Source organism: Pseudomonas sp. SK (assembly GCF_012975065.1).
GTDB classification, from domain to species: domain Bacteria; phylum Pseudomonadota; class Gammaproteobacteria; order Pseudomonadales; family Pseudomonadaceae; genus Aquipseudomonas; species Aquipseudomonas anuradhapurensis.
In genome coordinates this window covers 4,435,158-4,461,772 of the sequence record NZ_CP051857.1, presented here as the reverse complement: position 1 = coordinate 4,461,772, position 26,615 = coordinate 4,435,158, and the positions used below count along the sequence as shown (strand labels likewise).

Annotated in this window: 26 protein-coding genes; 15 read left to right on the top strand and 11 right to left on the bottom strand. The window is 63.6% G+C overall.

Annotated elements, in window-relative coordinates; translation table 11 throughout:
• Positions 1-23: 23 nt before the first annotated feature.
• The 5 genes from HG549_RS20375 to HG549_RS20355 all read right to left on the bottom strand — a co-directional run bounded on the left by HG549_RS20375 (position 24) and on the right by HG549_RS20355 (position 5,530).
• A complete protein-coding gene (locus HG549_RS20375; RefSeq protein WP_170032098.1) occupies positions 24-1,055 on the bottom strand; it encodes an AbrB family transcriptional regulator in 1,032 nt (343 codons plus the stop codon).
• Positions 1,048-2,562 (bottom strand): tripartite tricarboxylate transporter permease, encoded by a 1,515-nt coding sequence (locus tag HG549_RS20370; protein WP_170032095.1) that lies wholly within the window; start codon positions 2,560-2,562, stop codon positions 1,048-1,050. Before HG549_RS20370 ends, HG549_RS20375 begins: the two co-directional genes overlap by 8 nt.
• A 3-nt stretch (positions 2,563-2,565) precedes the next feature.
• Positions 2,566-3,024: a tripartite tricarboxylate transporter TctB family protein gene (locus tag HG549_RS20365; RefSeq protein ID WP_170032092.1), complete on the bottom strand. Its 459-nt coding sequence runs from the start codon at positions 3,022-3,024 to the stop codon at positions 2,566-2,568.
• Positions 3,025-3,200: 176 nt separating this feature from the next.
• A complete protein-coding gene (locus HG549_RS20360) occupies positions 3,201-4,181 on the bottom strand; it encodes a tripartite tricarboxylate transporter substrate binding protein (RefSeq protein ID WP_170032089.1) in 981 nt (326 codons plus the stop codon).
• A gap of 59 nt (positions 4,182-4,240) precedes the next feature.
• Entirely contained in the window at positions 4,241-5,530 is a 1,290-nt protein-coding gene (locus HG549_RS20355; protein ID WP_170032086.1) for an OprD family porin, read from the bottom strand.
• Between the two features lie 199 nt (positions 5,531-5,729).
• Between HG549_RS20355 and HG549_RS20350 the strand changes: the two genes are divergently transcribed.
• Entirely contained in the window at positions 5,730-6,401 is a 672-nt protein-coding gene (locus HG549_RS20350) for a response regulator (protein WP_170032083.1), read from the top strand.
• Positions 6,394-7,773 carry a sensor histidine kinase gene (locus HG549_RS20345; protein ID WP_170032080.1) on the top strand — a complete coding sequence of 460 codons (1,380 nt, stop codon included), beginning with the start codon at positions 6,394-6,396 and terminating at the stop codon, positions 7,771-7,773. Before HG549_RS20350 ends, HG549_RS20345 begins: the two co-directional genes overlap by 8 nt.
• Before the next feature lie 65 nt (positions 7,774-7,838).
• Here the strand turns inward: HG549_RS20345 and HG549_RS20340 are convergent, their stop codons facing one another.
• The gene (locus tag HG549_RS20340) at positions 7,839-8,645 is read right to left on the bottom strand and encodes an HDOD domain-containing protein (protein WP_170032077.1); all 807 of its coding nucleotides are present in this window, start codon (positions 8,643-8,645) and stop codon (positions 7,839-7,841) included.
• Between the two features lie 55 nt (positions 8,646-8,700).
• Positions 8,701-9,642 (bottom strand): folate-binding protein YgfZ, encoded by a 942-nt coding sequence (locus HG549_RS20335; RefSeq protein WP_170032074.1) that lies wholly within the window; start codon positions 9,640-9,642, stop codon positions 8,701-8,703.
• Between the two features lie 134 nt (positions 9,643-9,776).
• Between HG549_RS20335 and HG549_RS20330 the strand changes: the two genes are divergently transcribed.
• Positions 9,777-10,031: a succinate dehydrogenase assembly factor 2 gene (locus HG549_RS20330; protein WP_170032071.1), complete on the top strand. Its 255-nt coding sequence runs from the start codon at positions 9,777-9,779 to the stop codon at positions 10,029-10,031.
• Complete coding sequence (locus HG549_RS20325) at positions 10,015-10,473, top strand: protein YgfX (protein WP_170032068.1); 459 nt, start codon at positions 10,015-10,017, stop codon at positions 10,471-10,473. The genes HG549_RS20330 and HG549_RS20325 overlap by 17 nt, the downstream gene beginning before the upstream one ends.
• Before the next feature lie 117 nt (positions 10,474-10,590).
• On the opposite strand, the gene nadB is transcribed toward HG549_RS20325, so the two are convergent.
• Complete coding sequence (gene nadB / locus HG549_RS20320; protein WP_170032065.1) at positions 10,591-12,195, bottom strand: L-aspartate oxidase; 1,605 nt, start codon at positions 12,193-12,195, stop codon at positions 10,591-10,593.
• Positions 12,196-12,628: 433 nt separating this feature from the next.
• On the opposite strand from nadB, the gene rpoE reads away from it, so the two are divergent.
• The 4 genes from rpoE (at position 12,629) to HG549_RS20300 (ending at position 16,428) form a co-directional block, all read left to right on the top strand.
• Positions 12,629-13,210 (top strand): RNA polymerase sigma factor RpoE, encoded by a 582-nt coding sequence (gene rpoE, locus HG549_RS20315; protein ID WP_003252049.1) that lies wholly within the window; start codon positions 12,629-12,631, stop codon positions 13,208-13,210.
• A 31-nt stretch (positions 13,211-13,241) separates the two neighbouring features.
• Positions 13,242-13,832: a sigma-E factor negative regulatory protein gene (locus HG549_RS20310; RefSeq protein WP_170032062.1), complete on the top strand. Its 591-nt coding sequence runs from the start codon at positions 13,242-13,244 to the stop codon at positions 13,830-13,832.
• 12 nt (positions 13,833-13,844) lie between these two features.
• A complete protein-coding gene (locus HG549_RS20305) occupies positions 13,845-14,807 on the top strand; it encodes a MucB/RseB C-terminal domain-containing protein (RefSeq protein ID WP_170032059.1) in 963 nt (320 codons plus the stop codon).
• A gap of 220 nt (positions 14,808-15,027) precedes the next feature.
• Positions 15,028-16,428, top strand: coding sequence for a DegQ family serine endoprotease (locus tag HG549_RS20300; RefSeq protein ID WP_372241583.1), 1,401 nt, complete (start codon positions 15,028-15,030; stop codon positions 16,426-16,428).
• 67 nt (positions 16,429-16,495) lie between these two features.
• On the opposite strand, the gene HG549_RS20295 is transcribed toward HG549_RS20300, so the two are convergent.
• The gene (locus tag HG549_RS20295) at positions 16,496-17,698 is read right to left on the bottom strand and encodes a hypothetical protein (protein ID WP_170032053.1); all 1,203 of its coding nucleotides are present in this window, start codon (positions 17,696-17,698) and stop codon (positions 16,496-16,498) included.
• Between the two features lie 215 nt (positions 17,699-17,913).
• Here HG549_RS20295 and lepA point away from each other — a divergent pair, with 215 nt between their 5' ends.
• The 6 genes from lepA to pdxJ all read left to right on the top strand — a co-directional run bounded on the left by lepA (position 17,914) and on the right by pdxJ (position 23,951).
• On the top strand, positions 17,914-19,713 hold the full coding sequence (gene lepA / locus HG549_RS20290) for a translation elongation factor 4 (RefSeq protein ID WP_025340425.1): 1,800 nt from the start codon (positions 17,914-17,916) through the stop codon (positions 19,711-19,713).
• A 5-nt stretch (positions 19,714-19,718) separates the two neighbouring features.
• Positions 19,719-20,573 carry a signal peptidase I gene (lepB, locus tag HG549_RS20285; RefSeq protein ID WP_170032050.1) on the top strand — a complete coding sequence of 285 codons (855 nt, stop codon included), beginning with the start codon at positions 19,719-19,721 and terminating at the stop codon, positions 20,571-20,573.
• Between the two features lie 161 nt (positions 20,574-20,734).
• Positions 20,735-21,424: a ribonuclease III gene (gene rnc / locus HG549_RS20280; RefSeq protein WP_003258487.1), complete on the top strand. Its 690-nt coding sequence runs from the start codon at positions 20,735-20,737 to the stop codon at positions 21,422-21,424.
• On the top strand, positions 21,417-22,319 hold the full coding sequence (gene era, locus HG549_RS20275) for a GTPase Era (RefSeq protein WP_170032047.1): 903 nt from the start codon (positions 21,417-21,419) through the stop codon (positions 22,317-22,319). The genes rnc and era overlap by 8 nt, the downstream gene beginning before the upstream one ends.
• Positions 22,320-22,483: 164 nt before the next feature.
• A complete protein-coding gene (recO, locus tag HG549_RS20270) occupies positions 22,484-23,167 on the top strand; it encodes a DNA repair protein RecO (RefSeq protein WP_170032044.1) in 684 nt (227 codons plus the stop codon).
• Between the two features lie 61 nt (positions 23,168-23,228).
• Positions 23,229-23,951: a pyridoxine 5'-phosphate synthase gene (gene pdxJ, locus HG549_RS20265; protein ID WP_189665547.1), complete on the top strand. Its 723-nt coding sequence runs from the start codon at positions 23,229-23,231 to the stop codon at positions 23,949-23,951.
• Positions 23,952-24,017: 66 nt separating this feature from the next.
• Here the strand turns inward: pdxJ and HG549_RS20260 are convergent, their stop codons facing one another.
• Complete coding sequence (locus HG549_RS20260) at positions 24,018-25,400, bottom strand: heavy metal sensor histidine kinase (RefSeq protein ID WP_170032038.1); 1,383 nt, start codon at positions 25,398-25,400, stop codon at positions 24,018-24,020.
• Positions 25,397-26,071 (bottom strand): heavy metal response regulator transcription factor, encoded by a 675-nt coding sequence (locus tag HG549_RS20255; protein WP_170032035.1) that lies wholly within the window; start codon positions 26,069-26,071, stop codon positions 25,397-25,399. The genes HG549_RS20260 and HG549_RS20255 overlap by 4 nt, the downstream gene beginning before the upstream one ends.
• Positions 26,072-26,410: 339 nt before the next feature.
• Between HG549_RS20255 and HG549_RS20250 the strand changes: the two genes are divergently transcribed.
• Positions 26,411-26,614 carry a hypothetical protein gene (locus HG549_RS20250; RefSeq protein WP_170032033.1) on the top strand — a complete coding sequence of 68 codons (204 nt, stop codon included), beginning with the start codon at positions 26,411-26,413 and terminating at the stop codon, positions 26,612-26,614.
• Position 26,615: the final 1 nt, after the last annotated feature.

Sequence of the window (26,615 nt, the reverse complement as noted above, 5' to 3'; positions counted from 1 at the left end):
TACCCGTGAAGCGTCCGGCACAGTCACTGCGCCTTGGCATTCCACAGCCGGAACAGCGGCTCTGCCAGAAACAGCACCAGCAACAGCCGCATCACCTGCAGCGCCGTCACCAGCGGTACCGACAGCTGCAAGGTCTCGGCGGTCAGGCTCATCTCGGCAATTCCCCCGGGCATCATGCCCAAGGTCAGCGAGCGCAGGTCCAGCGCGGTCATCACGCTCAGCACCCAGGCTGCGCTGGCGGCGATCGCCATGCACAGCGCAGTGGCGACCAGGGTGCGCAGGAGGAAGGAAGGGGCGCGGCGAAAGAATGCCCGGTTGAAGTGACAGGCCAGGCCGCTGCCGATCAGCCACTGGCCAATCTGGCTGGCGCCGTGGGGCAGGGCGATCTGCAGGTTGCCCGCCAGGCTCAGCGTGGCCGCCACCAGCAACGGCCCGAACAACCATGGATTGGGTTGGCGCAAGCGCTGCCAGAGCAACGCAACGGCCACCCCCAGCGGAGCGATAAGCGCCAGCCAGCCCCAGCTCACGCTGCCGGTGTGATTCAGCGGCACCCCGTCACCCAGCAGGAACTTGAACAGTGCCGGTACGCACAGCACCACCGCGAGCACGCGCAAGCTCTGCGCCGCCGCCACCTGGCTGAGCACCGCGCCATTGCGAGCGCCAAGGTTGACCATCTCCCCCGAACCGCCGGGCATGCTGGCGAAGAACGCCGTAGCGCGGTCCTCGCCGGTGCGCCGCAGCAACCATACGCTGAGCACGCTGGACACGGTGGTGAACAGCGCGCCGAAGAAGATCAGCGCGAAATGGCTGGCCACTTGCTCGATCACCGCCGGGGTGAAGTGCAGGCCGATACCAATGCCGATGATCCATTGCCCGCATTTGCGCCCGTTGGGGATTTCCGGCAGTTGCCAGGGCGTCAGGCAGCGTACCAGGATGATCGCCAGCAGCGCGCCGACCATCCACGGCAACGGCCAGCCGACCTGGCTGGCGGCAAAACCACCAGCAAGGCCGACCAGCCCGGTCGCGACAAACAGCGGCAACCCACGGTCAGGCATCGGCCATCGCCCGGCGTTGCAGGCTGCGTTTGCGCCAGCTGCGCAGCAGCGGCAGGGTCAGCATGCAAAGGGTCAGCACCCATACCGACATGCTGATCGTGCTCGACCAGAGGATGCCCAGCTCACCGTTGGAGATCGACAGCGCCCGGCGCAGGTTCTGCTCCATCAGCCCGCCAAGGATGAAACCGAGCAGGATCGGCGACAGCGGGAAGTCCAGCTTGCGCAGGATGTAGCCCATGATGCCGATGCCGACCATCAGGAACAGGTCGAAGGTGGTGGCATGCACGGCGTACACACCGATCGCGGTGATGATGGCGATCACCGGCACCAGTGCCCAGTTCGGCACGGCGAGGATGCGGGTAAAGATGCGGATCATCGGAATGTTGAGGATCACCAGCATGATGTTGGCGACGAACAACGAGGCGATCAGGCCCCAGACGATGTCTGGCTGCTGTTCGAACAACAGCGGGCCGGGGGTGATGTTGTACAGGGTCAGTGCCCCGATCATCACCGCCGTGGTACCCGAACCGGGTACGCCCAGCGTCAGCATCGGCACCAGGGCACCGCAGCAGGATGCGCCGATGGCGGTTTCCGGGGCGGCCAGGCCGCGGGCATCACCCTTGCCGAAATTGCCTTTTTCGCCCGCCAGGCGTTTCTCGGTCATGTAGGCAACGGCGCTGGCCAGGGTTGCACCGGCGCCTGGCAGCACGCCCATGACGAAGCCCAGCAGGCCGCAGCGGATGTTCACCACGAACACCGAGGCGGCTTCCTTGAGGTTGAACAGCATGCGCCCGGTGGCCTTGACCGCCTGGTGGCCATGGTGGGTCTTTTCCAGCAGCAGGAGGATTTCGCTGATGGAGAACAAGCCCAGCACCAGCACCACGAACTGGATGCCGTCGGCCAGGTGCACGCTGTCCCCGGTGAACCGGTACACGCCACTGTTGGCGTCGATACCAACGGCCGACAGGAACAGGCCGATCAGTGCGGCGATGAAGGTTTTCAACGGCTTGTCACCGGCCATGCCGCCAAGGGCGACGATGGCGAAGACCATCAACACGAAGTATTCCGCCGGGCCGAAGGCAATCGCCCATTTCGCCAGCAGCGGGGCGAACAGCACCATGCCGCAGGTGGCGATCAAGGCACCGATGAACGAACTCCATGCCGACAGTGACAGCGCCACGCCAGCCAAGCCGTTGCGGGCCATCGGGTAGCCGTCGAGGGTGGTCATCACGGTCGAGGCTTCGCCCGGGATGTTCAACAGGATCGAGCTGATGCGGCCGCCGTACTCGCAGCCCAGGTACACCGCGGCCAGCAGGATCAGCGCCGATTCCGGCGGCAAGCCGAGGGCGAAGGCGATGGGGATCAGCAGGGCCACGCCGTTGATCGGGCCCAGGCCAGGCAGCAGGCCGACCACGGTGCCGATCAGCGTGCCGGTAAGGGCGGTGACCAGGTTGTAGGGGGACAGGGCGACGCCGAAGCCCTGGCCCAGGTAGCTCAAGGTATCCATGTGTCAGTTCTCCAGTACGCTCAGCAGGCCAAGGGGCAGGGGCACGTCCATCACGCGGTCGAACAGCCAGTAGAGGAACAGGCTCATGCCTGCCACCACGATGAAGCTGTGCAGCCAGCGACCGCCATACAGGCGAGCCATGGGCACGCCGATCAGGACGGCACTGAGGATGAAGCCCAGGGCTTCGAAGGTGCTGGCGAACACGATCAACAGGCCGACACAGGCGCTGATCTTGATCAGGGTCTCGCGGTCCAGTTCCGGCTCGTCGTCCTTGCGCACGATGGGCGTGGGGCGGAACACCAGGTACAGCAGGCCCAGGCCCATCAGGCCGAGCATCAGCAACGGATAGGCGCGCGGGCCCACCGGCTCATAGGAAAACGCCGCCTGGTAGGGCCAGGCCATCACGGCCAGGGCGGCACACACCGCCAGCAGGACCAGGGCGAAGATGCGTTGCAGGATCATCAGGGAATCCTCTCGTTTTTCGGCAAGACGCAGATCCTTTGCCGGCGCGGCCTTGTGTCGCGAATGGGCTGCAAAGCGGCCCCAGGATTTCAGCATCGCTGCGCAAATTGCTGGGGCTGCCTTGCAGCCGTTTCGCGACACAAGGCCGCTCCTACAAAGAGCGAGCGGCGTTGGCGTTACTGGATCAGGCCGAACTCCCGGGCCAGGGTCTTGTAGTCAGCCACCTGCTTCTTCACATAGCCGTCCAGCTCCTCGCCGGTCATGGCGAACGGGAACAGCTCGCGCTGGTCACGCAGCTTGGCGAAGTCTTCCGAGGCCAGCATCTTGTCGAACGACTGCTTCCACCAGGCGTAGTCTTCGTCGCTCACCTTTGGCCCCAGGTAGAAGCCACGCACCACTGGCCAGACGATGTCGTAGCCCTGTTCCCGGGCGGTGGGGATGTCTTTCATCTCGGGCTCGTCCAGGCGGTTTTCCGAGAACACCGCGAGGATGCGCATGTTGCCGCTCTGAATGTGTGGCATGGAGTCGGAGATGTCGGTCGAACCCACCTGGATGTGCCCGCCCAGCAGCGCCGTGGCGATTTCGCCACCGCCTTCGAGGGCCACGTAGCGCAGGTCACGCGGGTTGATACCTGCCGCCTTGGCGATCAACGCGGTCTGCATCCAGTCCTGGCTGCCAACGGTACCGCCCGAGCCGATCACCACCTTGCTCGGGTCTTTCTTCAGCGCCGCTACCAGGTCGTCGAGGGTCTTGTAGGGTGAATCGCTCTTCACCGCGATGGCGCCGTAGCTGGTACCGACGGCGGCCAGCCATTTCACCGCGTTTTCGTCAAAACGGCCGAACTTGCCCTGGGCCAGGTTCAGCAACGAGCCGCTGGACCAGGCCACCAGGGTCCCGGCATCGGCCGGCCGTTGGGCGACCACCGCGTTGTAGGCCACCGCGCCGACACCGCCTGGCATGTAGGTGACGCGCATCGGCTTGCTGAGGATCTTCTCCTGCACCAGGGCGCTTTGCACCAGCTTGCAGGTCAGGTCGAAGCCGCCGCCGGGCGAGGCGGGGGCGATGCATTCAGGGCGTTTCGGTTCGCCCGCAAGGGCATTGCCGGCCAGCAGCAGGCAGCCGGTGGCGAGGACGAGGCGGCGCAGGGAAAAAGTCATCGTTCATCTCCGTAAGCGTTGTTGTTATCGGTTTACCGCTGTTGGGTTAGTGCGATCGGTTACCACAGCGCCACGCTGTAGCTCACCAGCAGCCTTACTTCATCGGCATCACGGGCGAAATTGGAGCGGAAGGTGGCGTTGCGCAGGCGTACGGCAACGTTTTTCAACGGGCCGCTTTGCACCACATACTTCATTTCGGTATCGCGTTCCCATTCCTTGCCCTCGCCACCGGCGGCGCGGCTGACATTGTCGCCGCTGATGTAGCGGGTCATGAACGTCAGGCCGGGCACGCCGAGCGCGGCGAAGTTGTAGTCGTAGCGCGCCTGCCAGGAACGCTCGTCGGCGTTGGCAAAGTCGTTGATCTGGACGAAGTTGACCAGGTACGGGTCGGCGCCATCGATGTAGGGGAAGGCACTGTCGCCGGACAGCTGCTGCCAGGCGGCGCTGACCTTGTGCCCGCCCAGGGCGTAGCTGAGCATGCCGTTGATGGTGGTGTTGTCGATGTTGCCGGCCTTGGCAGCGCCGGCGTCGTCGCTCACGGCCAGGCGCAGGTCGGCGCCGAAGGTACCCGGGCCCCACGGCTGGGTGGCGAGCAGGCCGATGAAGTGCTGGCGGTAGATGTCGTCCAGCTGGGCGAAGTGGTAGCTGCCGGTGATGCGGTCGGTGAACTGGTAGTCGAGGCCGGCCAGGTCCAGGTTGTCGGCGCTGAACGAGCCGCCGAAGCGCCCGTTCTTGTTGTTCAGCGCCAGGTCTTCCCAGTTGGTGTCGTTGCGGTCCTTGGCCTTGTCCAGGCGGCCGCCGGTGAAGGTCAGGCCCTTGATCTCCTTCGAGGTGAGCAGGCCGCCTTCGAAGGTTTGCGGCAGGATGCGCCCGTCGTTGGGCTGCAGGGTCGGCAACTCCGGGATCAGGGTACCGATCTTGAGTTCGGTTTGTGACACCTTGACCTTGCCGGTCAGGCCCAGCTTGGAGTACTCGTCGGCGGCCTTGCCGTCATCGTGGGTCGGCAGCAGGCCGGTATCGGTGCGGTCGGGGCTGGAGTCGAGCTTGATGCCGAGCATGCCCAGCGCATCCAGGCCGAAGCCTACGGTGCCGTCGGTATAGCCGGACTCGAAGTTGAGGATGAAGCCCTGGGCCCATTCGTCGCGCTTGGATTGCTGTGCGCTGGTGCCGTCGCGGAAGTCGCGGTTGAAGTACATGTTGCGGGTTTCGAAGGTGGCCGTGCTGTCTTCGAAGAAGGCGGCCTGGCTCATCGGGGCGACACCGGCAAGCGCAAGGGCGCTGGCGATGGCTGAGGGGCGTGCGGCAAAGGAACGGGTAGGCGTGAACGCCTGCGGCTGCAATGACAGCATCACTGATGGCTCCGATTATTGTTCTTATTCGTTGCACCTTGCTGGTGCTTTTTCGGCGCGAAGGGCGACCGTGGTGCGATGCTAGGTAATCAACCTTTCGCTAACCTTTCAGCGTGAAAGGTTTGTCGACAGGGGCTTCACAGGCCTGCCGACAGCGGTACACTCCGCGCCACCGCCCCACCCGAGCAGGGAGAATCCGATGCGTGTGCTGCTGGTCGAAGACCACCTGCAACTGGCCGAAAGCGTGGCCCAGGCCTTGAAGAGCCATGGCCTGACCGTGGACGTGCTGCATGATGGCGTGGCCGCCGACCTGGCCCTGGCCAGCGAGGAATACGCCGTGGCCGTGCTGGATGTCGGCTTGCCGCGGATGGACGGCTTCGAGGTGCTGGCGCGCCTGCGTGGGCGCGGCAAGACCTTGCCGGTGCTGATGCTGACTGCGCGCAGCGACGTCAAGGACCGCGTCCACGGCCTGAACCTTGGCGCAGACGACTACCTCGCCAAGCCGTTCGAACTGACCGAGCTGGAAGCCCGGGTCAAGGCCTTGTTGCGCCGCAGCGTGCTCGGTGGCGAGCGCCAGCAACGCTGTGGGCCGCTGGTATACGACCTGGACACCCGACGCTTTACCCTGGGTAACGACAACCTCACCCTGACCTCGCGCGAACAGAGTGTGCTGGAAGCGTTGATCGCCCGCCCGGGCCGGGTGATGAGCAAGGAGCAACTGGCTGCCCAGGTGTTCGGCCTGGATGAAGAGGCCAGCCCTGACGCCATCGAGATCTATATCCACCGGCTGCGCAAGAAGCTCGACGGTCACCCGGTTGCCATCGTCACCTTCCGCGGCCTGGGCTACCTGCTCGAGCACCGCGATGCGTGACAACGGCAGCCTGCGCGGGCGCTTGCTCGGCAACCTGGCCTTGCTGCTGGTAGTGCTGATGCTGGCCAGCGGCCTGAGCGCCTACTGGAATGGCCGCGAAGCTGCCGACACGGCTTATGACCGCACCTTGCTGGCCTCGGCGCGGACCATTGCCGCAGGCCTGTCCCAGCGGGACGGTTCGCTCAGTGCGGACGTGCCGTACGTGGCCCTGGACACGTTCGCCTACGACAGTGCCGGGCGCATCTATTACCAGGTGCTGGACATCCAGCAGCGGCTGATCTCCGGCTACGAGAACCTGCCGCCACCGCCGCCGGGCACGCCGCGTACCGATGACTACCCGGCACTGGCGCGGTTCTACAACGCCAGCTACCTGGGCCAGGACGTGCGTGTGGTCAGCCTGTTGAAGGCGGTGAGCGAACCCAACATGAACGGCATGGCGGAAATCCGCGTGGCCGAGACCGAGGAGGCCCGGGTGCGCATGGCCCGTGGCTTGATGGCCGATACCCTGCTGCGCCTGGGCATGCTGGCGCTGGGTGCGCTGGTGCTGGTGTGGTTTGCCGTGAGTGCCGCATTACGGCCACTGGAGCGCTTGCGCACGGCGGTGGAGGAGCGCCAGCCGGACGACCTGCGGGCTTTGCCGGTGGTGCAGGTGCAACATGAGCTGGGCCCGCTGGTACGGGCCTTGAACCACTTCACCGAACGCTTGCGCGGCCAGTTCGAGCGCCAGGCGCAATTCATTGCCGACGCTGCCCACGAGTTGCGTACGCCGCTGGCTGCGCTCAAGGCCCGGGTCGAGCTGGGCTTGCGCTCGTCCGAGCCGCAGGAATGGCGGCAGACCTTGGAATCTGCCGCGCAGGGCACCGATCGCCTGACCCACCTGGCCAACCAGTTGTTGTCACTGGCGCGGGTCGAGAACGGCGCGCGGGCGATTGCCGAAGGCGGCGCGCAGCGCCTTGACCTGAGCCAGTTGGCGCGCGAACTGGGCATGGCCATGGCTCCGCTGGCACACAAACGCGGGGTGGCGCTGGCCCTGGAAGCCGAAGCACCAGTATGGCTCAAGGGTGAACCGACGCTGCTCAACGAGCTGTTGAGCAACCTGGTGGACAACGCCCTGGCCCATACGCCAGCGGGCGGCAACGTGATCTTGCGGGTGCTGGCGCCCGCCGTGCTGGAGGTAGAGGACGACGGGCCGGGGATCCCCGAGGCCGAGCGTGAGCGGGTGTTCGAGCGCTTCTATCGGCGTAGTGCGCAGGGCAGCGGGCTCGGCTTGGCCATTGTGGGCGAAATCTGCCGGGCGCACCTGGCCCAGGTGAGCCTGCATGATGGCGCCAAGGGCGGCCTGCGGGTGCGGGTGAGTTTCATCGCTGATTGATGGGGCACCTGTGCCGGCCCTTTCGCGGGCTTGGCCGTGAAGAAGCCGGCACTGGCCGACGCCGGTCAGCGCAACATGCTCCGCGCATCGATCAGTTCGTCCACTTCCAGCTCGGTGCCGAACGGCAAGCCCAGGTGGCGGTAGGCGGGCAGCGCCGCCAATGGCCGATGGCGCCCGCGCTGGCTGATGCAGCGGGCGATCTGCACGATGTCGATATAGTCGATGCTGTCGGTCTGCCGGTCCAGGTCCTGCACCTGGCTTGGCAGGTTGACCAGTTGTTCCGGAAATTCCCACGCCTTGAGAATCTTGTCGCCCAGCACTGGCTGGATGTGCTCGATCACGTAATGCAGGCACACTGGGTCGGACAGCAGCTCGTTGTGCTCTTCGGCATAGATCAGTACCGGCAGCGCGCCAATCTGGTGAACCAGCCCGCCGAGGGTGGCCTGGTCGGGCTTGAGCTGGGTAAAGCGGCGGCAGATTTCGTAGCTGATGCCGGCCACATCCAGGCTGTTGGCCCAGATATCGCGTAGCTTCTGTTCAACCGCCGGCGCGCGGGCGTGAAAGATCTGCTCGATGACCAGGCCAATGGCCAGGTTGCAGCTGTAGTTGATACCCAACCGCGTGATGGCGGTGTGCAGGTCGGTGACTTCGATCGCCGCGCGTAGCAGCGGGCTGTTGACGACCTTGATCAGGCGCGCCGAAAGCGCCGCATCGCGACCGATCACCTTGCTCAGGGCCGCTACGCTGATTTCGCTGTCTTCCGCTGCCTCGCGGATGCTCAGGGCAACCTCGGGCAGGGTCGGCAGGACCAGGTCATCCTTTTCGATGGCCTCGAGCAATTGTGCTTGAACCATCTCGGCCAGCTTGTTCATGGGCGTGTCTACCGCAGTGGTGGTGCGGCCCCGCCACAAGGGCGGGGCAGGCTGGTCAGCGCTGGATTTCCCGGTCGCGGTCCAGTTCATAGGGCAGGCTCAGTACCTGCAGGCGCGGGCCGCCGAGGCTGCCCAGGTGCAGGTTGTCGTCGGCCACCGCTTCGGCACTGAGTACCGCGAGCAGCTCGCAGCCGCTGCCGGTGCTGGCAGCCAGGACCACTTCACCGACCGACGAGCCATGGGTAGGCGAGAAAATCTCCTCACCCGGAGCCGGAATGGCCTGTTGGTCCAGGGCCAGGCGGTACTGGCGGCGCTTGAGCTTGCCCAGGTACTGCATGCGGGCGACGATTTCCTGCCCGGTGTAGCAGCCTTTCTTGAAGCTTACGCCGTCGACGGCCTGCAGGTTGATCATCTGCGGAATGAACAGCTCACGGGTCGGCCCCATGACCTGGCCGATACCGGCACGCACCTGGCCCAACAGCCAGTCGTTGAGGCTGCCTTCCGGCAGGGCGGCGGCCAGGGCCTGGCGTACCTTGCCGGCGTCATCGGCGGGCGCCCACAACTCTACGCGGCCTGCCGAAACAGCGATCGCGATCAGGCCTGCATGCCGGACGGTGCTGCCGGCGGCTGCGGGCACGTCGAGCCCCAGCGCCTGCAAGGCCGTAGCGCCAGCCTGCACACCGAAACGTGCCCATGCGGCGCTTTCATCGGCCAGCGTGGCCTTGGAGAACACGGCGTATTTCTTCAGATCGGCCAGCTGTGCGTCGAGCAGCTCGCTGGCCATGGCCAGCAGGTAGCCGTTGCCTTCGGGCAGGATGCGGAAGCTTGACTGCATGCGCCCCTTGACCATGCAGCGGGCGCCGAGGCTGGCGTGTTCCTGGCTGAGGTAGTTGATGTTGCAGGTCAGCTGGCCCTGCAGGAACTTGCCTGCATCGGAGCCGCGGACGGCGAGGATGCCCTCGTGGGACAGGGGGCAGAAGAAAGCGGAATCGGCCATGGGTCATCGCGGTGGCTTAAAGACTGGCGGCCATCATAGAACGCCGGTAACAAAATAGGTAGGTGACTAGACCAACGCCCGGTGTCGCTTCGCTCGCCTGGCTGTATACTGGCGGGCCATTCGAGGAGGGCCCCATGGTCGAACAAACTGAACTCAACCGGCTTTTCTGGCACAGCCGCCGCGGCATGCTGGAACTGGACGTCCTGCTGGTACCTTTCACCCAGGAAGTCTACCCCACGCTCAACCAGGCTGACCGCGAACTCTACGTGCGACTGCTGAGCTGCGAAGATCAGGACATGTTCGGCTGGTTCATGGAGCGCACCGAGTCCGAAGACCCGGAGCTGCAGCGCATGGTCCGCATCATCCTGGACCGTGTCCAGCCCAAGTGAGTGTTTCGAGTGCCGCTGGCACGGCTCGCGCCGGCTGCTGACGGCCTACCTGGTGTGCCAGGTGCTGGCGTGGCTCGCCATAGGGGCGAGCCCGCTGTCCGGCTGGCAGGCCCTTGCCGTTGCCGCCACCTGTATCGCCCACGCTGGCTGGGCCATCCCCCGACGTATTCTGCTGACCCATGAGCATGCCGTGACTGGCCTGCGCCGTGATGCGCGCGGCTGGCACGTGTTCAGCCGTGCCCTCGGCTGGCAGCCGGTGCGCTTGTGCCGCGACAGCGTGGCGTTGCCGGCGCTGGTGGTGTTGCGTTTCGAGCGGGCGGGGCGATGGGTGGGGGAGAGCCAGTGTGTGCCGCGGGATGCGCTGGGGGCCGATGAGCACCGGCGCTTGCGGGTGCGCTTGAAGTTCAGCCGGCGCAGGTGGGCAGGGGGGAGCCGGGCATAAAGCCATACCGAGTTGGCTTCTTCGCGGGCTTGCCCGCTCCCACAGGTACTGCGCAAGGCTGCAAGGCAGCGGGACCTCTGTGGGAGCGGGCGCGCCCGCGAAGGCCGCGACGCCGGTTCAAATCGGGCTGAGGATGGTGTCCCTGGCCTCGGCCAGCATTCCCGGGTAGTCCAGCGTGTAATGCAGCCCACGGCTTTCCTTGCGCTGCATGGCCGAGCGGATCATCAGCTCGGCCACCTGCGCCAGGTTGCGCAGCTCGATCAGGTCGCGGCTGACCTTGTAGTTGCTGTAGAACTCATCGATTTCGTCCAACAACAGACGAATGCGGTGCTGGGCCCGCTGCAGGCGCTTGCTGGTGCGCACGATGCCGACGTAGTCCCACATGAAGCGCCGCAGTTCATCCCAGTTGTGCGCGATGATCACGTCTTCGTCCGAGTCGGTGACCTGGCTGGCGTCCCAGCCGGGCAGGGCCTTGGGCATGACCACTTCGTCCAGGCAGGCTTGGATATCGGCTGCGGCAGCGCGCCCATAGACGAAGCATTCCAGCAGCGAATTGCTGGCCATGCGGTTGGCGCCATGCAGGCCGGTAAAGCTGGTTTCGCCGATGGCATACAGCCCTGGCACATCGGTGTGGCCGCGGTCGTCCACCATCACCCCGCCACAGGTATAGTGCGCCGCCGGTACCACCGGGATCGGCTGGCGGGTGATGTCGATGCCAAACGCCAGGCAGCGCTCATAGACGGTGGGGAAGTGGCTCTTGATGAACTCGGCCGGCTTGTGGGTGATGTCCAGGTAGACGCAATCCACGCCCAGGCGCTTCATTTCATGGTCGATGGCGCGGGCCACGATGTCACGCGGGGCCAGCTCTTCGCGTGGGTCGAAGCGCGGCATGAAGCGTTCGCCATTGGGCAGGCGCAGCAGGGCGCCTTCACCACGCAGGGCTTCGGTGATCAGGAAACTCTTGGCTTGCGGGTGGTACAGGCAGGTCGGGTGGAACTGGTTGAATTCCAGGTTCGCCACCCGGCAACCGGCGCGCCAAGCCATGGCGATGCCGTCGCCGCAGGCACCATCGGGGTTGCTGGTATACAGGTAGACCTTGGCTGCGCCGCCGGTGGCCAGCACGGTGAAGCGCGCGCCGAAGGTGTCCACTTCGCCGGTGTTGCGGTCGAGCACGTAGGCACCCAGGCAGCGCTCGCCAGGCAGGCCCAGGCGCCGTTCGGTGATCAGGTCGATCGCCACGCGCTGCTCCAGCAACTGGATATTCGGGCGCAGGCGGGCCTGGGCCAGCAGCGTGGTGAAGATCGCGGCACCGGTGGCGTCGGCAGCATGGATGATGCGCCGGTGGCTGTGGCCGCCTTCGCGGGTCAGGTGGAACTCGAAGCCACCATCGTCGACGCTGTAGTGCTCGTCGCGGGTAAACGGCACGCCTTGCTCGATCAGCCATTCGATGGCTTCCCGGCTGTGCTCGACGGTAAAGCGCACCGCCTCTTCATGGCACAGGCCACCGCCTGCGTTGAGGGTGTCCTCGACATGCGACTGCACGGTATCGCTATTGTCCAGCACCGCGGCGACACCACCCTGGGCCCAGAAGGTCGAGCCGTTGGCCAGGTCGCCCTTGCTGAGCACGGCGACGCGCAGGTGGCTGGGCAGGTTAAGTGCCAGGCTGAGACCGGCGGCACCGCTGCCGATCACCAGGACATCATGTTGGAATTGTTGGCTCATGTCGGGACACTAGTATTCTTCGGAAGGGGCGCGGCACAATAGTCACGCGCCGATGGCATTGTGAAACTATCGTTAAGGCTGGCCGGGTTGCCTTTATAGCAGCCCAAGGTGGCCAATTTCCATGCCACTTGCCTGGTGGCGACAACCTTGTGGGAACTTTCCGATAACGCTGGAAATCCTATGAAGGCTGCCCGTACGCCACAATTTACCGCGGCGACGCAGGGCGGCAGGCCTGTCCAGGCTGTCCCTGCGTACTCGAAACCTGATTATCGACGTAGCCGGCCGTGACCGTGCAGCGTCTTTCGTGCAAGCCGACCAAGGGCTGCAGGAAACTTGCTTGGAGGGGAGAACTTTTGCGCAAAGCCCGAGTCTATGGTTGCAAGCCTGATCGATGGCTGCTGCAACGCTCCTTCGAGTTCACTGAGGAGTGTTCATGCTAACCCAGGAAGAGGATCAGCAGCTTGTCGAGCGTGTCCAACGCGGCGACAGGCGAGCGTTCGATCTGTTGGTGCTGAAGTATCAGCACAAGATTCTCGGGTTGATCGTGCGGTTCGTTCACGATACCCACGAGGCCCAGGATGTAGCACAGGAAGCCTTCATCAAGGCCTACCGTGCGCTTGGCAATTTCCGCGGCGACAGCGCGTTCTATACGTGGCTTTACCGCATCGCCATCAACACGGCGAAGAACTACCTGGTGTCCCGTGGAAGACGGCCGCCAGACAGCGATGTGAGCTCCGAGGATGCGGAGTTTTACGACGGCGATCATGGTCTCAAGGATCTCGAGTCCCCAGAGCGCTCGTTGTTGCGGGATGAAATCGAAGGCACTGTCCATCGCACCATCCAGCAACTGCCGGAAGACCTGCGCACGGCCCTGACGCTGCGCGAGTTCGATGGACTGAGTTACGAAGACATTGCCAGTGTCATGCAATGTCCGGTGGGTACCGTGCGCTCTCGAATCTTCCGCGCTCGGGAGGCCATAGACAAAGCCCTGCAACCTTTGCTGCAGGAAACCTGAGACAGCGGCGACAGCCAAGAGAGGAACCGCCATGAGTCGTGAAGCTTTGCAGGAATCGCTGTCCGCGGTAATGGATAACGAAGCGGACGAGCTTGAACTGCGTCGGGTATTGAATGCCATCGACGATACTGAAACCCGTGCCACCTGGTCGCGCTACCAGGTCGCCCGTGCAGCCATGCACAAGGAGCTGCTGCTGCCGAACCTGGATATTGCGGCGGCGGTTTCTGCGGCACTGGCTGACGAAGCCGTGCCGGCCAAGGTCAAGAAGGGCCCATGGCGCAGCATTGGCCGCCTGGCGGTGGCTGCCTCGGTTACCGTCGCGGTGCTGGCCGGTGTACGCATGTACAACCAGGACGAGATCACTGGTGCCGAGCTCGCAGCCCAGCAACCTGCCCAGCAAGGCGTGACCGTGCCACAAGCACAGGGCCCGGCCGTTTTGGCAGGCTATAGTGAGAGCAGTGAGCAACCGACCGGGCCGATGGCCAACGGCGTGCTGCAGAACCAGGCCGGCTGGGATCAGCGTCTGCCGGGCTATCTGCGCCAGCATGCCCAGGAATCCGCGCTCAAGGGCACTGAAACCGCATTGCCGTATGCCCGCGCCGCAAGCCTGGAAAACCGTTAAGTAAGGAGGATCATGCGCGCGCTACCTCTCCTGTCGCTGCTGATTGGCAGCTGCATGACGGTGCCAGCATTGGCGGCCAACTCATCGCCCGAAGCAGGCGAGTGGTTGAACAAGCTGGCACAGGCCGAGCAAAAGCAGAGCTACCAAGGCTCTTTTGTCTACGAACGTAACGGCAGCTTCTCCTCCCACGAGATCTGGCACAAGGTTGAGAATGGCAAGGTCAGCGAGCGGCTCCTGCAGCTCGATGGCGCGGCCCAGGAAATCGTGCGCGTGGATGGCAAGGTAGAGTGCGTCAGCGGGGCTTTGGCCAACGGTGTGACGCCGCCTGCGGACGCTGCCCAGCGTGTGCTTGATCCACTGAAACTGATGGGTTGGTACGATTTGAGCGTGGCGGGCAAGTCGCGTGTCGCCGGGCGCGATGCCGTGATCGTGACGCTCAACCCGCGTGACCAGCACCGCTATGCCTTCGAAATGCATCTGGACCGCGCCACCGGGCTGCCGCTGCGCTCGTTGATGATCAACGACAAGGGGCAGTTGCTCGAACGCTTCCAGATGACCCGTCTCGATACCGCCGTGCCCAGCGATGAAGACCTGCGCGCCAGTGCTGCCTGCAAGCCCGTGCAGCGTGCGGCTGCCGTGGCCAATGACAAGGTTGCCGGCTGGCGTTCGGACTGGTTGCCGCCAGGGTTCGAGCTGGTCAACAGTTCGGTGCGCCGTGATCCGAAGCAAGGTGGTGTGGTCAGCAGCTTGATGTATGACGATGGCCTGGCGCGTTTCTCGGTGTTTCTGGAGCCGGTAAGCGATGATGGCGGGACCGACATGCGCACCCAGCTTGGCCCGACCTCGGCGGTATCGCGGCGGCTGAACACGCCCAAGGGCAAGGTGATGGTCACCGTGGTCGGCGAAATTCCGCTGGGGACCGCGGAGCGCGTGGCGCTGTCCATGCGCCCCCAGGATGCCCAGGCGCGCCAGTGATTGCGCGCCTTGCCGGGCAGGCATGTCGGCTGTGCCAAGGCGAGCGGACAGGCGCCTGAAATGAAATTAAAGCATTGTCATTTGCAATCCTTCGGCAAATTTTCTATAGGTCAGGCTTCTTGGAGCCTGGCCTTTCCTGCTTTGGGCAGGGCCTTTCTAAACTACCGCTCGTTGTGACGGGAGCCGTATGTCAATACCACGCTTGAAATCCTACCTATCGATGTTCGCCGCCGTGCTGATGCTCGGCCAGGTGCTCACCGCCCAGGCCGAGGAAGCCCTGCCGGACTTCACTACCCTGGTCGAGCAGGCCTCGCCAGCCGTGGTCAACATCAGCACCAAGCAGAAACTGCCGGACCGCCGCATGGCCGCCGGAGAAATGCCTGACCTGGAAGGCCTGCCGCCGATGTTCCGCGAGTTCTTCGAGCGCAACATGCCGCAGCAGCCACGCTCGCCACGCGGTGATCGCCAGCGCGAGGCACAGTCGCTGGGTTCGGGCTTCATCATTTCCAGCGATGGCTATGTGCTGACCAACAACCACGTGGTGGCGGATGCCGACGAGATCATTGTCCGTCTGTCGGATCGCAGCGAGCTGCAGGCCAAGCTGGTCGGCACCGACCCACGCACTGACGTGGCCCTGCTCAAGGTCGACGGCAAGAACCTGCCGACGGTGAAACTGGGTGACTCCGAGAAGCTGAAGGTGGGCGAATGGGTGCTGGCCATCGGTTCGCCGTTCGGTTTCGACCATTCGGTGACCAAAGGTATCGTCAGTGCCAAGGGCCGTACCCTGCCCAACGACACCTATGTGCCGTTCATCCAGACCGACGTGGCCATCAACCCGGGTAACTCCGGTGGCCCGCTGTTCAACATGAATGGCGAGGTGGTGGGCATCAACTCGCAGATCTTCACCCGTTCCGGCGGGTTCATGGGCCTGTCGTTCGCCATCCCGATCGACGTGGCGATCGATGTTTCCAACCAGCTGAAGAAAGACGGCAAGGTCAGCCGTGGCTGGCTGGGTGTGGTGATCCAGGAGGTCAACAAGGACCTGGCTGAATCGTTCGGCCTGGACAAACCGGCTGGCGCCCTGGTAGCCCAGGTACTGGAAAACGGCCCGGCGGCCAAGGGCGGCCTGCAGGTCGGTGACGTGATCCTGAGCATGAACGGCCAGCCAATCATCATGTCGGCAGACCTGCCGCACCTGGTGGGCAGCCTCAAGGATGGCGAAAAGGCCAAGCTGGAGATCATCCGCAACGGCAAGCGCCAGACCCTTGACATCAGTGTTGGTGCGTTGCCCGACGACGATGCCGAGATCGCTACCGGTGCCGAAGGCAGTGCCGAGCGCAGCAGCAACCGCCTGGGTGTATCGGTGGCCGACCTGACTGCCGAGCAGAAGAAGTCGCTTGAGCTCAAGGGTGGCGTGGTGATCAAGGAAGTGCAGGATGGCCCGGCCGCAATGATCGGCCTGCGTCCAGGTGACATCATCAGCCACCTGAACAACCAGGCCATCGGCTCGGCCAAGGAATTCACCGAAATCGCCAAGGAACTGCCGAAGAACCGTTCGGTGTCGATGCGTGTGCTGCGCCAGGGCCGCGCGAGCTTCATTACATTCAAACTGTCTGAGTAAGCCAGCTCAGCTGGCACAAAGAAATCCGGCGCGTTGAGCGCCGGATTTTTTATGCGCGGGACAATCGTCAGTTCTGTATCGCTGTGACTGTACCGATAACACCGATTGCGGCAGGGGCATTGTAGCCCAGCAAAGTGATGCGCCCGTGGTTCAAGCACACCATGCCTTCTTGGTTGCCAACCAATTCCGCTGCGGGGTTGTAATCGGGATCGATCGAACCGTTTGGCAGATACCGCCTGTAGAGGTAGATATCGCCGATGCCAAAGGTAATCAACCTGCCATCGCTATCGAGTGAGGCGCTGTACCAGGCGGTCGCTTTGTCATCGACCACAGGATTGCCCTGATTGAATGCCGGGTCGACTGCTCCCAGGGCAGTAAATTGCCAGTGAAAGGCACGGGACGGGGATGTCTCGTCGGTTTGCGAGTAGCCTGCAACGACCAACGAGCCATTTGACCGGCGCGACAGTGTATTGATCCGGGTGGCTTGCCCCGGCACTTGAAAGGCAATGATGCCACCCTCGCCAAAAGCTGCATCGAGCAGCCCGGTATTGTCATAACGCGCTATGAACCCTTCGCTGGCGTTGCTGGCAGAGACGCGTGACCCACTGACGATGAAGCCATCCTCCAATTGAACCAGTGCGGCAATCTCGACCTGGTCTTCGTCCGGTGCGACCTTGACCTCGATGAACGTCCTGTTTGGAAACCCTGGATTGCCTTGCAGATCCAGGCGGTAGACCCGGGGCTTTGGTTGAGGCATGCCGGGAGGGCTATAGAGGTTGAGGGCAGCCATGAAATGCGTACCGCTTGCCGTCAGTCGCCCGCTACCGATTACCAGTGCGGCGGCTTCCGGTACCTCGAGCATGACCGGGACTGTCGGGCTGTTGCCATCCTGGTCGAGTAGCAGAAGCATTGGCTTGGGAAATGGCCGCGCCGGGACGGCAGTCAACCCGAGCATGGCGATCCTTCCGTCGGCTAGAACGGCCAAGGCTTCTGGTTGTGAGTGTTCACCTTCATTGAACCTGCCGATGAACATGCCCTCTCTGCCAAATGCAGTGTCCAGGCTGCCCTCAGGTGTCAGGCGAATGATGGCATAGTGCCTTTTTCCAGCGTCGTCATATACCAGGGCGCTGACCAGGGTGTTGTGATTCTGCGGCACCATGGCGGTGAAATTGCGGCCGAGTAGCGAACCGAAAAAGCAGGGAAGTTCGAACTTGCCCTCCTGGCCAAAATTTCTGTCGTAGTCTCCGGCCTGTTTCGTTGTGCTTGTCATGGTCATTCTCTCGGGTTGGGGCAACCGAGATTAGGCGGGTGGTACGGTGCTGTGTACTCGAAGAAATGTCAGGTACCTGTGTGGGAAATGCACAAGTTCGGATGTTCATGCCGATCGGTCGGCCAGTGGGCGTGGCAGCACGTTCCTGCTTGAGGTACAATTCCCGGCTATTTTTCGGCGGGCGTCCGGCTCGCAGCCTTTTCGAGTGTTGACCCGTGAGTGATTTGAGTCATATCCGCAATTTCTCCATCATCGCCCACATCGACCATGGCAAGTCGACGCTGGCCGACCGTTTCATCCAGATGTGCGGTGGCCTGTCGGCACGCGAAATGGAAGCCCAGGTGCTCGATTCCATGGACCTGGAGCGCGAGCGCGGTATCACTATCAAAGCCCATAGCGTCACGCTCAACTACAAGGCGCAGGACGGCAAGGTCTACCAGCTGAACTTCATCGATACCCCCGGCCACGTCGACTTCACCTACGAAGTCTCGCGTTCGCTGGCAGCCTGTGAAGGTGCACTGCTGGTGGTTGACGCAGGCCAGGGCGTCGAAGCCCAGTCCGTGGCCAACTGCTACACCGCCATCGAGCAGGGCCTGGAAGTCATGCCGGTGCTGAACAAGATGGACCTGCCCCAGGCCGACCCGGACCGCGTCAAGGACGAGATCGAGAAGATCATCGGCATCGACGCCACCGACGCCGTGGCCTGCAGTGCCAAGAGCGGCATGGGCGTGGACGAGGTGCTCGAGCGCCTGGTGCAGACCATCCCCGCGCCGGAAGGCGATATCGAGGCGCCGCTGCAGGCGCTGATCATCGACTCCTGGTTCGACAACTACCTGGGCGTGGTCTCGCTGGTGCGCGTGCGCCATGGCCGCGTCAAGAAAGGCGACAAGATCCTGGTCAAGTCCACCGGCAAGGTGCACCTGGTCGACAGCGTCGGCGTATTCACCCCGAAACACACCCAGACCGCCGACCTGAAGGCCGGTGAAGTGGGCTTCATCATCGCCAGCATCAAGGACATCCACGGTGCCCCGGTTGGTGACACCCTGACCCTGTCCTCCACCCCCGAGGTGGAAGTGCTGCCAGGCTTCAAGAAGATCCAGCCGCAGGTCTACGCCGGGCTGTTCCCGGTCAGCTCCGACGACTTCGAGGATTTCCGCGATGCCCTGCAGAAGCTGACCCTGAACGACTCGTCACTGCAGTACATGCCGGAAAGCTCCGACGCCCTGGGCTTCGGCTTCCGTTGCGGCTTCCTCGGCATGCTGCACATGGAGATCATCCAGGAGCGCCTCGAGCGCGAATACGACCTGGACCTGATCACCACCGCGCCAAGCGTGATCTACGAGCTCGAGCTGAAAACCGGCGAAACCATCACCGTCGACAACCCGTCGAAGCTGCCGGACGTCTCGGCGGTCGCCGATTTCCGCGAGCCGATCGTCACCGCGACTATCCTGGTGCCGCAGGAGCACCTGGGCAACGTCATCACCCTGTGCATCGAGAAGCGTGGCGTGCAGCGCGACATGCAGTTCCTCGGCAGCCAGGTGCAGGTGCGCTACGACTTGCCGATGAACGAAGTGGTGCTGGACTTCTTCGACCGCCTCAAGTCCACCAGCCGCGGCTATGCTTCGCTGGACTATCATTTCGATCGCTACCAGTCGGCCAACCTGGTCAAGCTGGACGTACTGATCAACGGCGACAAGGTCGATGCCCTGGCCCTGATCGTGCACCGCGACAACGCGGCCTACAAAGGCCGTGCGTTGACCGAAAAGATGAAGGAACTGATCCCTCGGCAGATGTTCGACGTGGCGATCCAGGCAGCTATCGGCGGCCAGATCATCGCGCGTACAACCGTCAAGGCACTCAGAAAGAACGTACTGGCCAAGTGCTACGGTGGTGACGTCAGCCGTAAGAAGAAACTGCTGGAGAAGCAGAAGGCCGGTAAGAAACGCATGAAACAGGTGGGCAACGTGGAGATTCCACAGGAAGCCTTCCTCGCCGTGCTCAGGTTGGATAGCTAGGTCCTATGTCGCTAAATTTCCCGCTGTTGCTAGTCATCGCCGTCTTCGTCTGCGGTCTGCTGGGCTTGATCGACCTGCTGTTCCTGGCCCCGCGCCGGCGTGCGGCAATCGCCAACTACCAGGGCAGCGTCAGCCAGCCCGAGATGGCGGTGGTCGAACGCCTGGGCAAGGAGCCATTGCTGGTCGAATACGGCAAGTCGTTCTTCCCGGTGCTGTTCATCGTGCTGGTGCTGCGTTCGTTCCTGGTCGAGCCGTTCCAGATTCCTTCCGGGTCGATGAAACCGACCCTGGAAGTGGGCGACTTCATCCTGGTGAACAAGTTCTCGTACGGCATCCGCCTGCCGGTGATCGACAAGAAGGTCATCGAGGTCGGCGACCCGCAACGCGGTGATGTGATGGTGTTCCGCTACCCGAGCGACCCGAACGTCAACTACATCAAGCGTGTGGTCGGCCTGCCGGGCGACCAGATCCGCTATACCAACGACAAGCGGTTGTTCGTCAACGGCCAGCCGATTGCCGAACAGCTGGTGGGCACCGAGCCGGGCACCCTGGGCAGCGCCGAGCTGTACAAGGAAAAGCTCGGCGAGGTCGAACACCTGATCCGCAAGGAAATGAGCCGTTACCGCATGCCGCCGGACCAGCAATGGACCGTGCCGGCGGGCCATTACTTCATGATGGGCGACAACCGCGACAACTCCAACGACAGCCGTTACTGGGATGACCCGAACATTCCCAAGGAACTGCACGGCATGGTTCCGGACCGGAACATCGTCGGCAAGGCTTTCGCAGTATGGATGAGCTGGCCAGAGCCCAAGCTCAGCCACCTGCCCAACCTGTCGCGGGTCGGCCTGATCCATTGATACCCATCGGCGCTGGCCAGCAGGCAGCGCCGAATGCATTTCTGACATAGGCTGTGTTCTCAAGGATCGAGAGATTCGCCGTACATCGCGGCGGGCCACAGCCAAACAGTCTTTCAGGATGTTGATTTGAACAACGCGTTGAACAACGAACGGGTGGCTGCATGAGTGCTCCCCTTGCCCGTCTGGAGCGAAAGCTCGGTTATACCTTCAAGAACCAGGACCAGATGCTCCTGGCGCTGACTCATCGCAGCTACGCCGGGCGCAACAACGAGCGCCTGGAGTTCCTCGGTGACGCCATTCTCAACTTCGTCGCCGGCGAAGCGCTGTTCGAGCGCTTCCCGCAGGCCCGCGAAGGCCAGCTGTCGCGCTTGCGCGCACGCCTGGTCAAGGGCGAGACCCTGGCCCGCCTGGCCCGTGGTTTCGACCTGGGTGACCACCTGCGCCTGGGCTCTGGCGAACTCAAGAGCGGCGGCTTCCGCCGTGAGTCGATCCTGGCCGATGCCCTGGAGGCGCTGATTGGCGCGATCTACCTGGACGCGGACATGGAAACGGCGCGGGAACGCGTACTGGCCTGGCTGGCCGACGAGTTCGAAGGCCTGACCCTGGTCGATACCAACAAGGACCCGAAAACCCGCTTGCAGGAGTTTCTGCAGTCGCGCAGCTGCGAGCTGCCGCGCTACGAAGTGGTGGATATCCAGGGCGAACCGCACTGCCGCACCTTCTTCGTCGAATGCGAAGTGGTGCTGCTGAACAACAAGAGCCGTGGCCAGGGCGTCAGCCGGCGTATTGCCGAGCAAGTCGCCGCCGCATCTGCACTGATCGCCCTGGGCGTGGAGAATGGCAATGACTGATAGCAACCCGACCCGCTGCGGCTATGTGGCCATTGTCGGCCGCCCCAACGTCGGCAAGTCGACCCTGCTCAACCACATCCTGGGGCAGAAGCTGGCGATCACCTCGCGCAAGCCGCAGACCACCCGCCACAACATGCTCGGGATCAAGACCGAGGGTGATGTGCAGGCCATCTATGTCGACACGCCCGGCATGCACAAGGCCAACGACAAGGCCCTGAACCGCTACATGAACCGCAACGCTTCGGCGGCCCTGAAGGACGTCGACGTGGTGATTTTCGTGGTCGACCGCACCCGCTGGACCGACGAAGACCAGCTGGTGCTGGAGCGCGTGCAGTACGTCACCGGCCCGGTCATCCTGGCGGTCAACAAGACCGACCGCATGGACGAGAAGGCCGAGCTGATACCGCACCTGCAGTGGTTGCAGACGCAACTGCCGAATGCCGAGATCGTGCCGATTTCCGCACAGCAGGGGCACAACCTGGAATCCCTGGAAGCACTGATCGCCAAGCACCTGCCGGAGAACGAGCACTTTTTCCCGGAAGACCAGATCACCGACCGCAGCAGCCGCTTCCTGGCCGCCGAGCTGGTACGCGAGAAGATCATGCGCCAGCTCGGTGCGGAGCTGCCGTACCAGATCACCGTGGAAATCGAGGAATTCAAGCAGCAGGGCCATGTGCTTCACATCCATGCGCTGATCCTGGTCGAGCGTGACGGCCAGAAGAAGATCATCATTGGCGACAAGGGCGAGCGCATCAAGCGCATCGGCTCTGATGCGCGCAAGGACATGGAAGTGCTGTTCGACGCCAAGGTAATGCTCAACCTGTGGGTCAAGGTGAAGGGCGGCTGGTCCGATGACGAGCGTGCCCTGCGTTCGCTGGGCTACGGCGACCTCTAAGCCTCGCACGGTTCCCTGTAGGAGCGGCCTTGTGTCGCGATGGGCTGCATAGCAGCCCCACAATCTATGCAACAGTCGGGATCTTGGCGGCCGCTGCGCGCCCCATCGCGACACAAGGCCGCTCCTACCAGGGCCAGCGCAAGCTCCGCGGCGAGTGATCTTTCATGGAACAACCTGTCGGCCAGCCAGCCTACGTACTGCACAGCCGTGCCTACAAGGAAACCAGCGCGCTGGTGGACTTCTTCACCCCGCAGGGCCGCATGCGCGCCGTATTGCGCCGGGCGCGCGGCAAGGGCGGCAGCCTGGTGCGCCCGTTCGTGCCGCTGGAACTGGAATTGCGCGGGCGCGGTGAGCTGAAGAATGTCGGGCGAATGGACAGCGCCGGCATCGCCGCCTGGTTGCACGGCGACGCCTTGTTCAGCGGTTTGTACCTCAACGAGCTGCTGATGCGCCTGCTGCCTGCCGAAGCGCCGTTCCCGGCCCTGTTCGAGCATTACACCCTGACCCTGCAGGCGCTGGGCGCCGGGCGCCCACTGGAGCCACTGCTGCGCGCCTTCGAATGGCGACTGCTGGACGAGCTCGGCTACGCGTTTTCGTTGCAGCATGATGTCAATGACCAGCCAATCGCGGCCGCCGGCCTGTATCGCTTGCGCGTGGATGCCGGCCTGGAGCGGGTTGAACTGGCGCAACCCGGGTTGTTCCGCGGTATCGAGCTGCTGGCCCTGGCCGAAGCTGACTGGGATGCCCCCGGCGCCTTGCTGGCTGCCAAGCGCCTGATGCGCCAGGCGTTGGCGGTGCACCTGGGAACAAAACCGCTGGTCAGCCGGGAACTGTTTCGCAAGCGTTGATCACGACGTATGCTGTGGGGCTCAATCTTCAGGAGAGCCTTTCGTGACTCACAGCAACCGCATGCTTCTCGGCGTAAACATCGACCACGTGGCGACCCTGCGCCAGGCCCGGGGCACGCGTTACCCTGATCCGGTCAAGGCTGCTCTGGATGCCGAAGAAGCAGGCGCCGATGGCATCACCGTGCACCTGCGTGAAGACCGCCGGCATATCCAGGAGCGTGACGTGCTGCTGCTCAAGGATGTGTTGCAGACGCGCATGAACTTCGAGATGGGCGTCACCGAAGAAATGATGGCCTTTGCCGAGAAGATTCGCCCGGCGCATATCTGCCTGGTACCGGAAACCCGCCAGGAGCTGACCACTGAAGGTGGCCTGGACGTGGCGGGCCAGGAGGCACGGATCAAGGCGGCGGTGGAGCGCCTGGCGCGTACCGGTGCCGAAGTGTCGCTGTTCATCGATGCCGACGAGCGGCAGATCGAGGCCTCGCGCCGAGTGGGGGCGCCAGCCATCGAGCTGCACACCGGGCGTTATGCCGACGCCCAGACCCCGACCGAAGTGGCCGAAGAGCTCAAGCGTATTGTCGATGGCGTGGCGTTTGGCGTGGGCCAGGGGCTGATCGTCAATGCCGGCCACGGGCTGCATTACCACAATGTCGAGGCGGTGGCGGCGATCAAGGGTATCAATGAACTCAACATCGGCCATGCGCTGGTGGCGCACGCCCTGTTCGTTGGGTTCAAGGCCGCGGTCGCCGAGATGAAGGCGCTGATCGTGGCCGCTTCGCGCTGAGCCCCGGGTAGCCTGTAAAGGCCTCTTCGCCGGCAAGCCGGCTAAGAGGCCAGCTCGGCCAGCCGATCATTCGGCAGGAAACACCAAGGTAAAGCGGGTAGGCCCCAAGGGGCTGCTGCTGACCTCGACCCGCCCGCCATGCAGCTGCATGATCGACTTCACGATCGCCAGCCCCAACCCTGTTCCGCCTTCCAGCCGCGAGCGCCCCGAGCCAACCCGGTAAAACCGCTCGAACAGGCGCGGCAGGTGTGCTGCGGCAATGCCAGGCCCCTGGTTTTCCACCGCCAGCCGAACTTCCTTAGCCAGCCGCTCGATGCGGATTGCCACGGGCGTGCCATCGGGGCAGTGACGAATGGCATTGCTCAACAGGTTCGACAATGCCCGTTGAAACATCAGCCGATCGGTCATCGCCGTGCCCCAGCCCTGCACGCGCAATTCAACCTCTTTCAGCTCGGCGCTGAAGGCGAACAGTTCGACTACCCGCGCTGTTTCGTCGGCCAGGGCCATGGGCTTGAGCGCGACCTGGGCCTGGGGCTGGCTGACCTGGGCGAGAAACAGCATGTCGTTGATGATGCGGTTGAGCCGGGTCAGTTCTTCGACGCTGTCTTCCAGCACTTCGCGGTAATTGGCGTTGTCCCGTTCCCGCGCCAGGGTCACTTGCGCCTTGCCCATCAGGTTGCCTATCGGGGTGCGCAGTTCATGGGCCAGGTCGTCGGAAAACTGCGACAGCTGGCTCACGCCCTGGTCGAGACGGTCGAGCATCACGTTGATGCTGCCGGCCAGTTCTGCCAGTTCCAGCGGCAGACCGCTGGCAGGCAGGCGATGCTGTAGGTCCTGGGCCGACACTTGCCCGGCAATCTGCCGAAAGTGCCGCAACGGCTTCAGGCCACGCTGCATGAGCCACCAGGCACCCGCGCCGATCAGCAACAGCAACAGCGGCAGCACGAACAAGGTGGAGTGCAGGTAGGCTTGCAGCAGGGCGTTATCGTCGGCACGGTTGAGCGTCATCATCACCTTGACCGGGGTGTCGTCGCGCAGGCGCATCAGGCGGGTTGCGCTGAGCAGCTGGTTGCCGTTGCTGTCGTGCCAGGTGTGGAAGGCCAGGCGGGTGCCGGTACGCAGCTCGCCCATGCGCGATTCCAGAGCCGGGCCGAGGCTCAGCAGGTGCGGGTGGCGCCCCTCGATGGCCAGCACGCTGAGGCTGAGGTTGTCATGCCCCATCACCAAATCGAGCAGCGGATGGGCGCGCGTGCCCAGGTCTTGGTTGCGCAGGTCGACGCGCAAATTGTGCTCGACCTGCAGCATCTTGCGCGTCAGGTCCTTGCGCGCGCGGCTGTCCAGCTCGTGATCCAGGGCGAACACCGCCAGGCAGGCCAGCAGCAATACCAGCGCGGCGCCCATCAGCGTCACGCCCAGGCCCAGGCGCAATGACAGGCTGGCGTTGTTCAAAAGCGCGCCTCGAGCACGTAGCCGACACTCCGCAGGGTATGGATCAGCTTGTTGTCGAACGGGTCGTCGATCTTCGCTCGCAGGCGGCGGATGGAAACCTCGACCACGTTGGTGTCGCAATCGAAGTTCATGTCCCACACCAACGAGATGATCTGGGTGCGCGAAAGCACCTCGCCGGTCTGGCGCATCAGCAGGTGCAGCAGGGCGAACTCCTTGGCGGTCAGGTCGATACGCTGCCCGGCGCGGTAGGCGCGGTGGCGGCCGGGGTCCAGCTCCAGGTCGGCGACGCGCAGGGTGCTGGGCTGCAGTTGCTGGTCGTTGCGCCGTAGCAGGCTGCGAATACGCGCCAGCAGTTCGGGGAACTCGAAGGGTTTGAGCAGGTAATCGTCAGCGCCGAGGTCGAGGCCCTTGACCCGGTCTGCCAAGCGACCGTGGGCCGTCAGCATCATGATCCGTGTGGCCGATTCGGCACGCAGCCGCTGCAACACGGTCCAGCCATCGAGTTCGGGCAGGTTGACGTCGAGGATGACCAGGTCGTAAGGCTGCTGGCGGGCCAGGTGCAGGCCGTCAGTGCCGGTGTGGGCGCAGTCGACCACGTAGCCGTTTTCGCGCAGGCCCTGTTGCAGATAGTCGGCAGTACGCAGTTCGTCCTCGATGATCAGTAAGCGCATGGGAGGCTCGATTGGATGAAAGGGGGGCGATTCTCGACCCTGTAGTGACATCAGGGTCAAGGCGCAGGATGTTACGGCATGCTTAGGGAAACGCGGCGCAGATAACGGATTTGTAATGCGGGTGTTATCTGCCTGTCTGTTTCGGCCTGCTCGCCGACAAGCCAGCGCCTACACGTGCTGCACAGGGCTTGAGGTCGACGCGATGGGGTGGGAACTGGCTTGCCCGCGGAGCAGGCACTGGAAGCCACATTGCAAGACTGTAATCTCAGCCTCACCTTGCCGTTAGCTCCCCCTCGCTACGATGGCCCCTGTCTGATCGGTTATCACGAGGCAACCACGATGAACCTGACCAAGTACCTACTGTTGGCCATCCTTGCCCTGGGCAGTGCGAGTGTCTACGCCGAAGGCGGTGCGGAGCGCTCCATGCAGTTCTGGCAAGCGTTTCGCGAGGACCAGCAGCGCTTGCAGGGTGACAAGCAGCAGGCTGTTGTCGAACGCGAGCGCAAGGAGCAAGAGCAGGCCCGCGAACTGGCCAAGGACTGAG

Excerpts from the sequence above, each read along its gene's own strand:
- HG549_RS20375 (WP_170032098.1), bottom strand. The coding sequence starts at position 1,055 with ATGCCTGACCGTGGGTTGCCGCTGTTTGTCGCGACCGGGCTGGTCGGC.
- HG549_RS20370 (WP_170032095.1), bottom strand. The coding sequence starts at position 2,562 with ATGGATACCTTGAGCTACCTGGGCCAGGGCTTCGGCGTCGCCCTGTCC.
- HG549_RS20365 (WP_170032092.1), bottom strand. The coding sequence starts at position 3,024 with ATGATCCTGCAACGCATCTTCGCCCTGGTCCTGCTGGCGGTGTGTGCC.
- HG549_RS20360 (WP_170032089.1), bottom strand. The coding sequence starts at position 4,181 with ATGACTTTTTCCCTGCGCCGCCTCGTCCTCGCCACCGGCTGCCTGCTG.
- HG549_RS20355 (WP_170032086.1), bottom strand. The coding sequence starts at position 5,530 with ATGCTGTCATTGCAGCCGCAGGCGTTCACGCCTACCCGTTCCTTTGCC.
- HG549_RS20350 (WP_170032083.1), top strand. The coding sequence starts at position 5,730 with ATGCGTGTGCTGCTGGTCGAAGACCACCTGCAACTGGCCGAAAGCGTG.
- HG549_RS20345 (WP_170032080.1), top strand. The coding sequence starts at position 6,394 with ATGCGTGACAACGGCAGCCTGCGCGGGCGCTTGCTCGGCAACCTGGCC.
- HG549_RS20340 (WP_170032077.1), bottom strand. The coding sequence starts at position 8,645 with ATGAACAAGCTGGCCGAGATGGTTCAAGCACAATTGCTCGAGGCCATC.
- HG549_RS20335 (WP_170032074.1), bottom strand. The coding sequence starts at position 9,642 with ATGGCCGATTCCGCTTTCTTCTGCCCCCTGTCCCACGAGGGCATCCTC.
- HG549_RS20330 (WP_170032071.1), top strand. The coding sequence starts at position 9,777 with ATGGTCGAACAAACTGAACTCAACCGGCTTTTCTGGCACAGCCGCCGC.
- nadB (WP_170032065.1), bottom strand. The coding sequence starts at position 12,195 with ATGAGCCAACAATTCCAACATGATGTCCTGGTGATCGGCAGCGGTGCC.
- rpoE (WP_003252049.1), top strand. The coding sequence starts at position 12,629 with ATGCTAACCCAGGAAGAGGATCAGCAGCTTGTCGAGCGTGTCCAACGC.
- HG549_RS20310 (WP_170032062.1), top strand. The coding sequence starts at position 13,242 with ATGAGTCGTGAAGCTTTGCAGGAATCGCTGTCCGCGGTAATGGATAAC.
- HG549_RS20305 (WP_170032059.1), top strand. The coding sequence starts at position 13,845 with ATGCGCGCGCTACCTCTCCTGTCGCTGCTGATTGGCAGCTGCATGACG.
- HG549_RS20300 (WP_372241583.1), top strand. The coding sequence starts at position 15,028 with ATGTTCGCCGCCGTGCTGATGCTCGGCCAGGTGCTCACCGCCCAGGCC.
- HG549_RS20295 (WP_170032053.1), bottom strand. The coding sequence starts at position 17,698 with ATGACAAGCACAACGAAACAGGCCGGAGACTACGACAGAAATTTTGGC.
- lepB (WP_170032050.1), top strand. The coding sequence starts at position 19,719 with ATGTCGCTAAATTTCCCGCTGTTGCTAGTCATCGCCGTCTTCGTCTGC.
- rnc (WP_003258487.1), top strand. The coding sequence starts at position 20,735 with ATGAGTGCTCCCCTTGCCCGTCTGGAGCGAAAGCTCGGTTATACCTTC.
- era (WP_170032047.1), top strand. The coding sequence starts at position 21,417 with ATGACTGATAGCAACCCGACCCGCTGCGGCTATGTGGCCATTGTCGGC.
- recO (WP_170032044.1), top strand. The coding sequence starts at position 22,484 with ATGGAACAACCTGTCGGCCAGCCAGCCTACGTACTGCACAGCCGTGCC.
- pdxJ (WP_189665547.1), top strand. The coding sequence starts at position 23,229 with ATGCTTCTCGGCGTAAACATCGACCACGTGGCGACCCTGCGCCAGGCC.
- HG549_RS20255 (WP_170032035.1), bottom strand. The coding sequence starts at position 26,071 with ATGCGCTTACTGATCATCGAGGACGAACTGCGTACTGCCGACTATCTG.
- HG549_RS20250 (WP_170032033.1), top strand. The coding sequence starts at position 26,411 with ATGAACCTGACCAAGTACCTACTGTTGGCCATCCTTGCCCTGGGCAGT.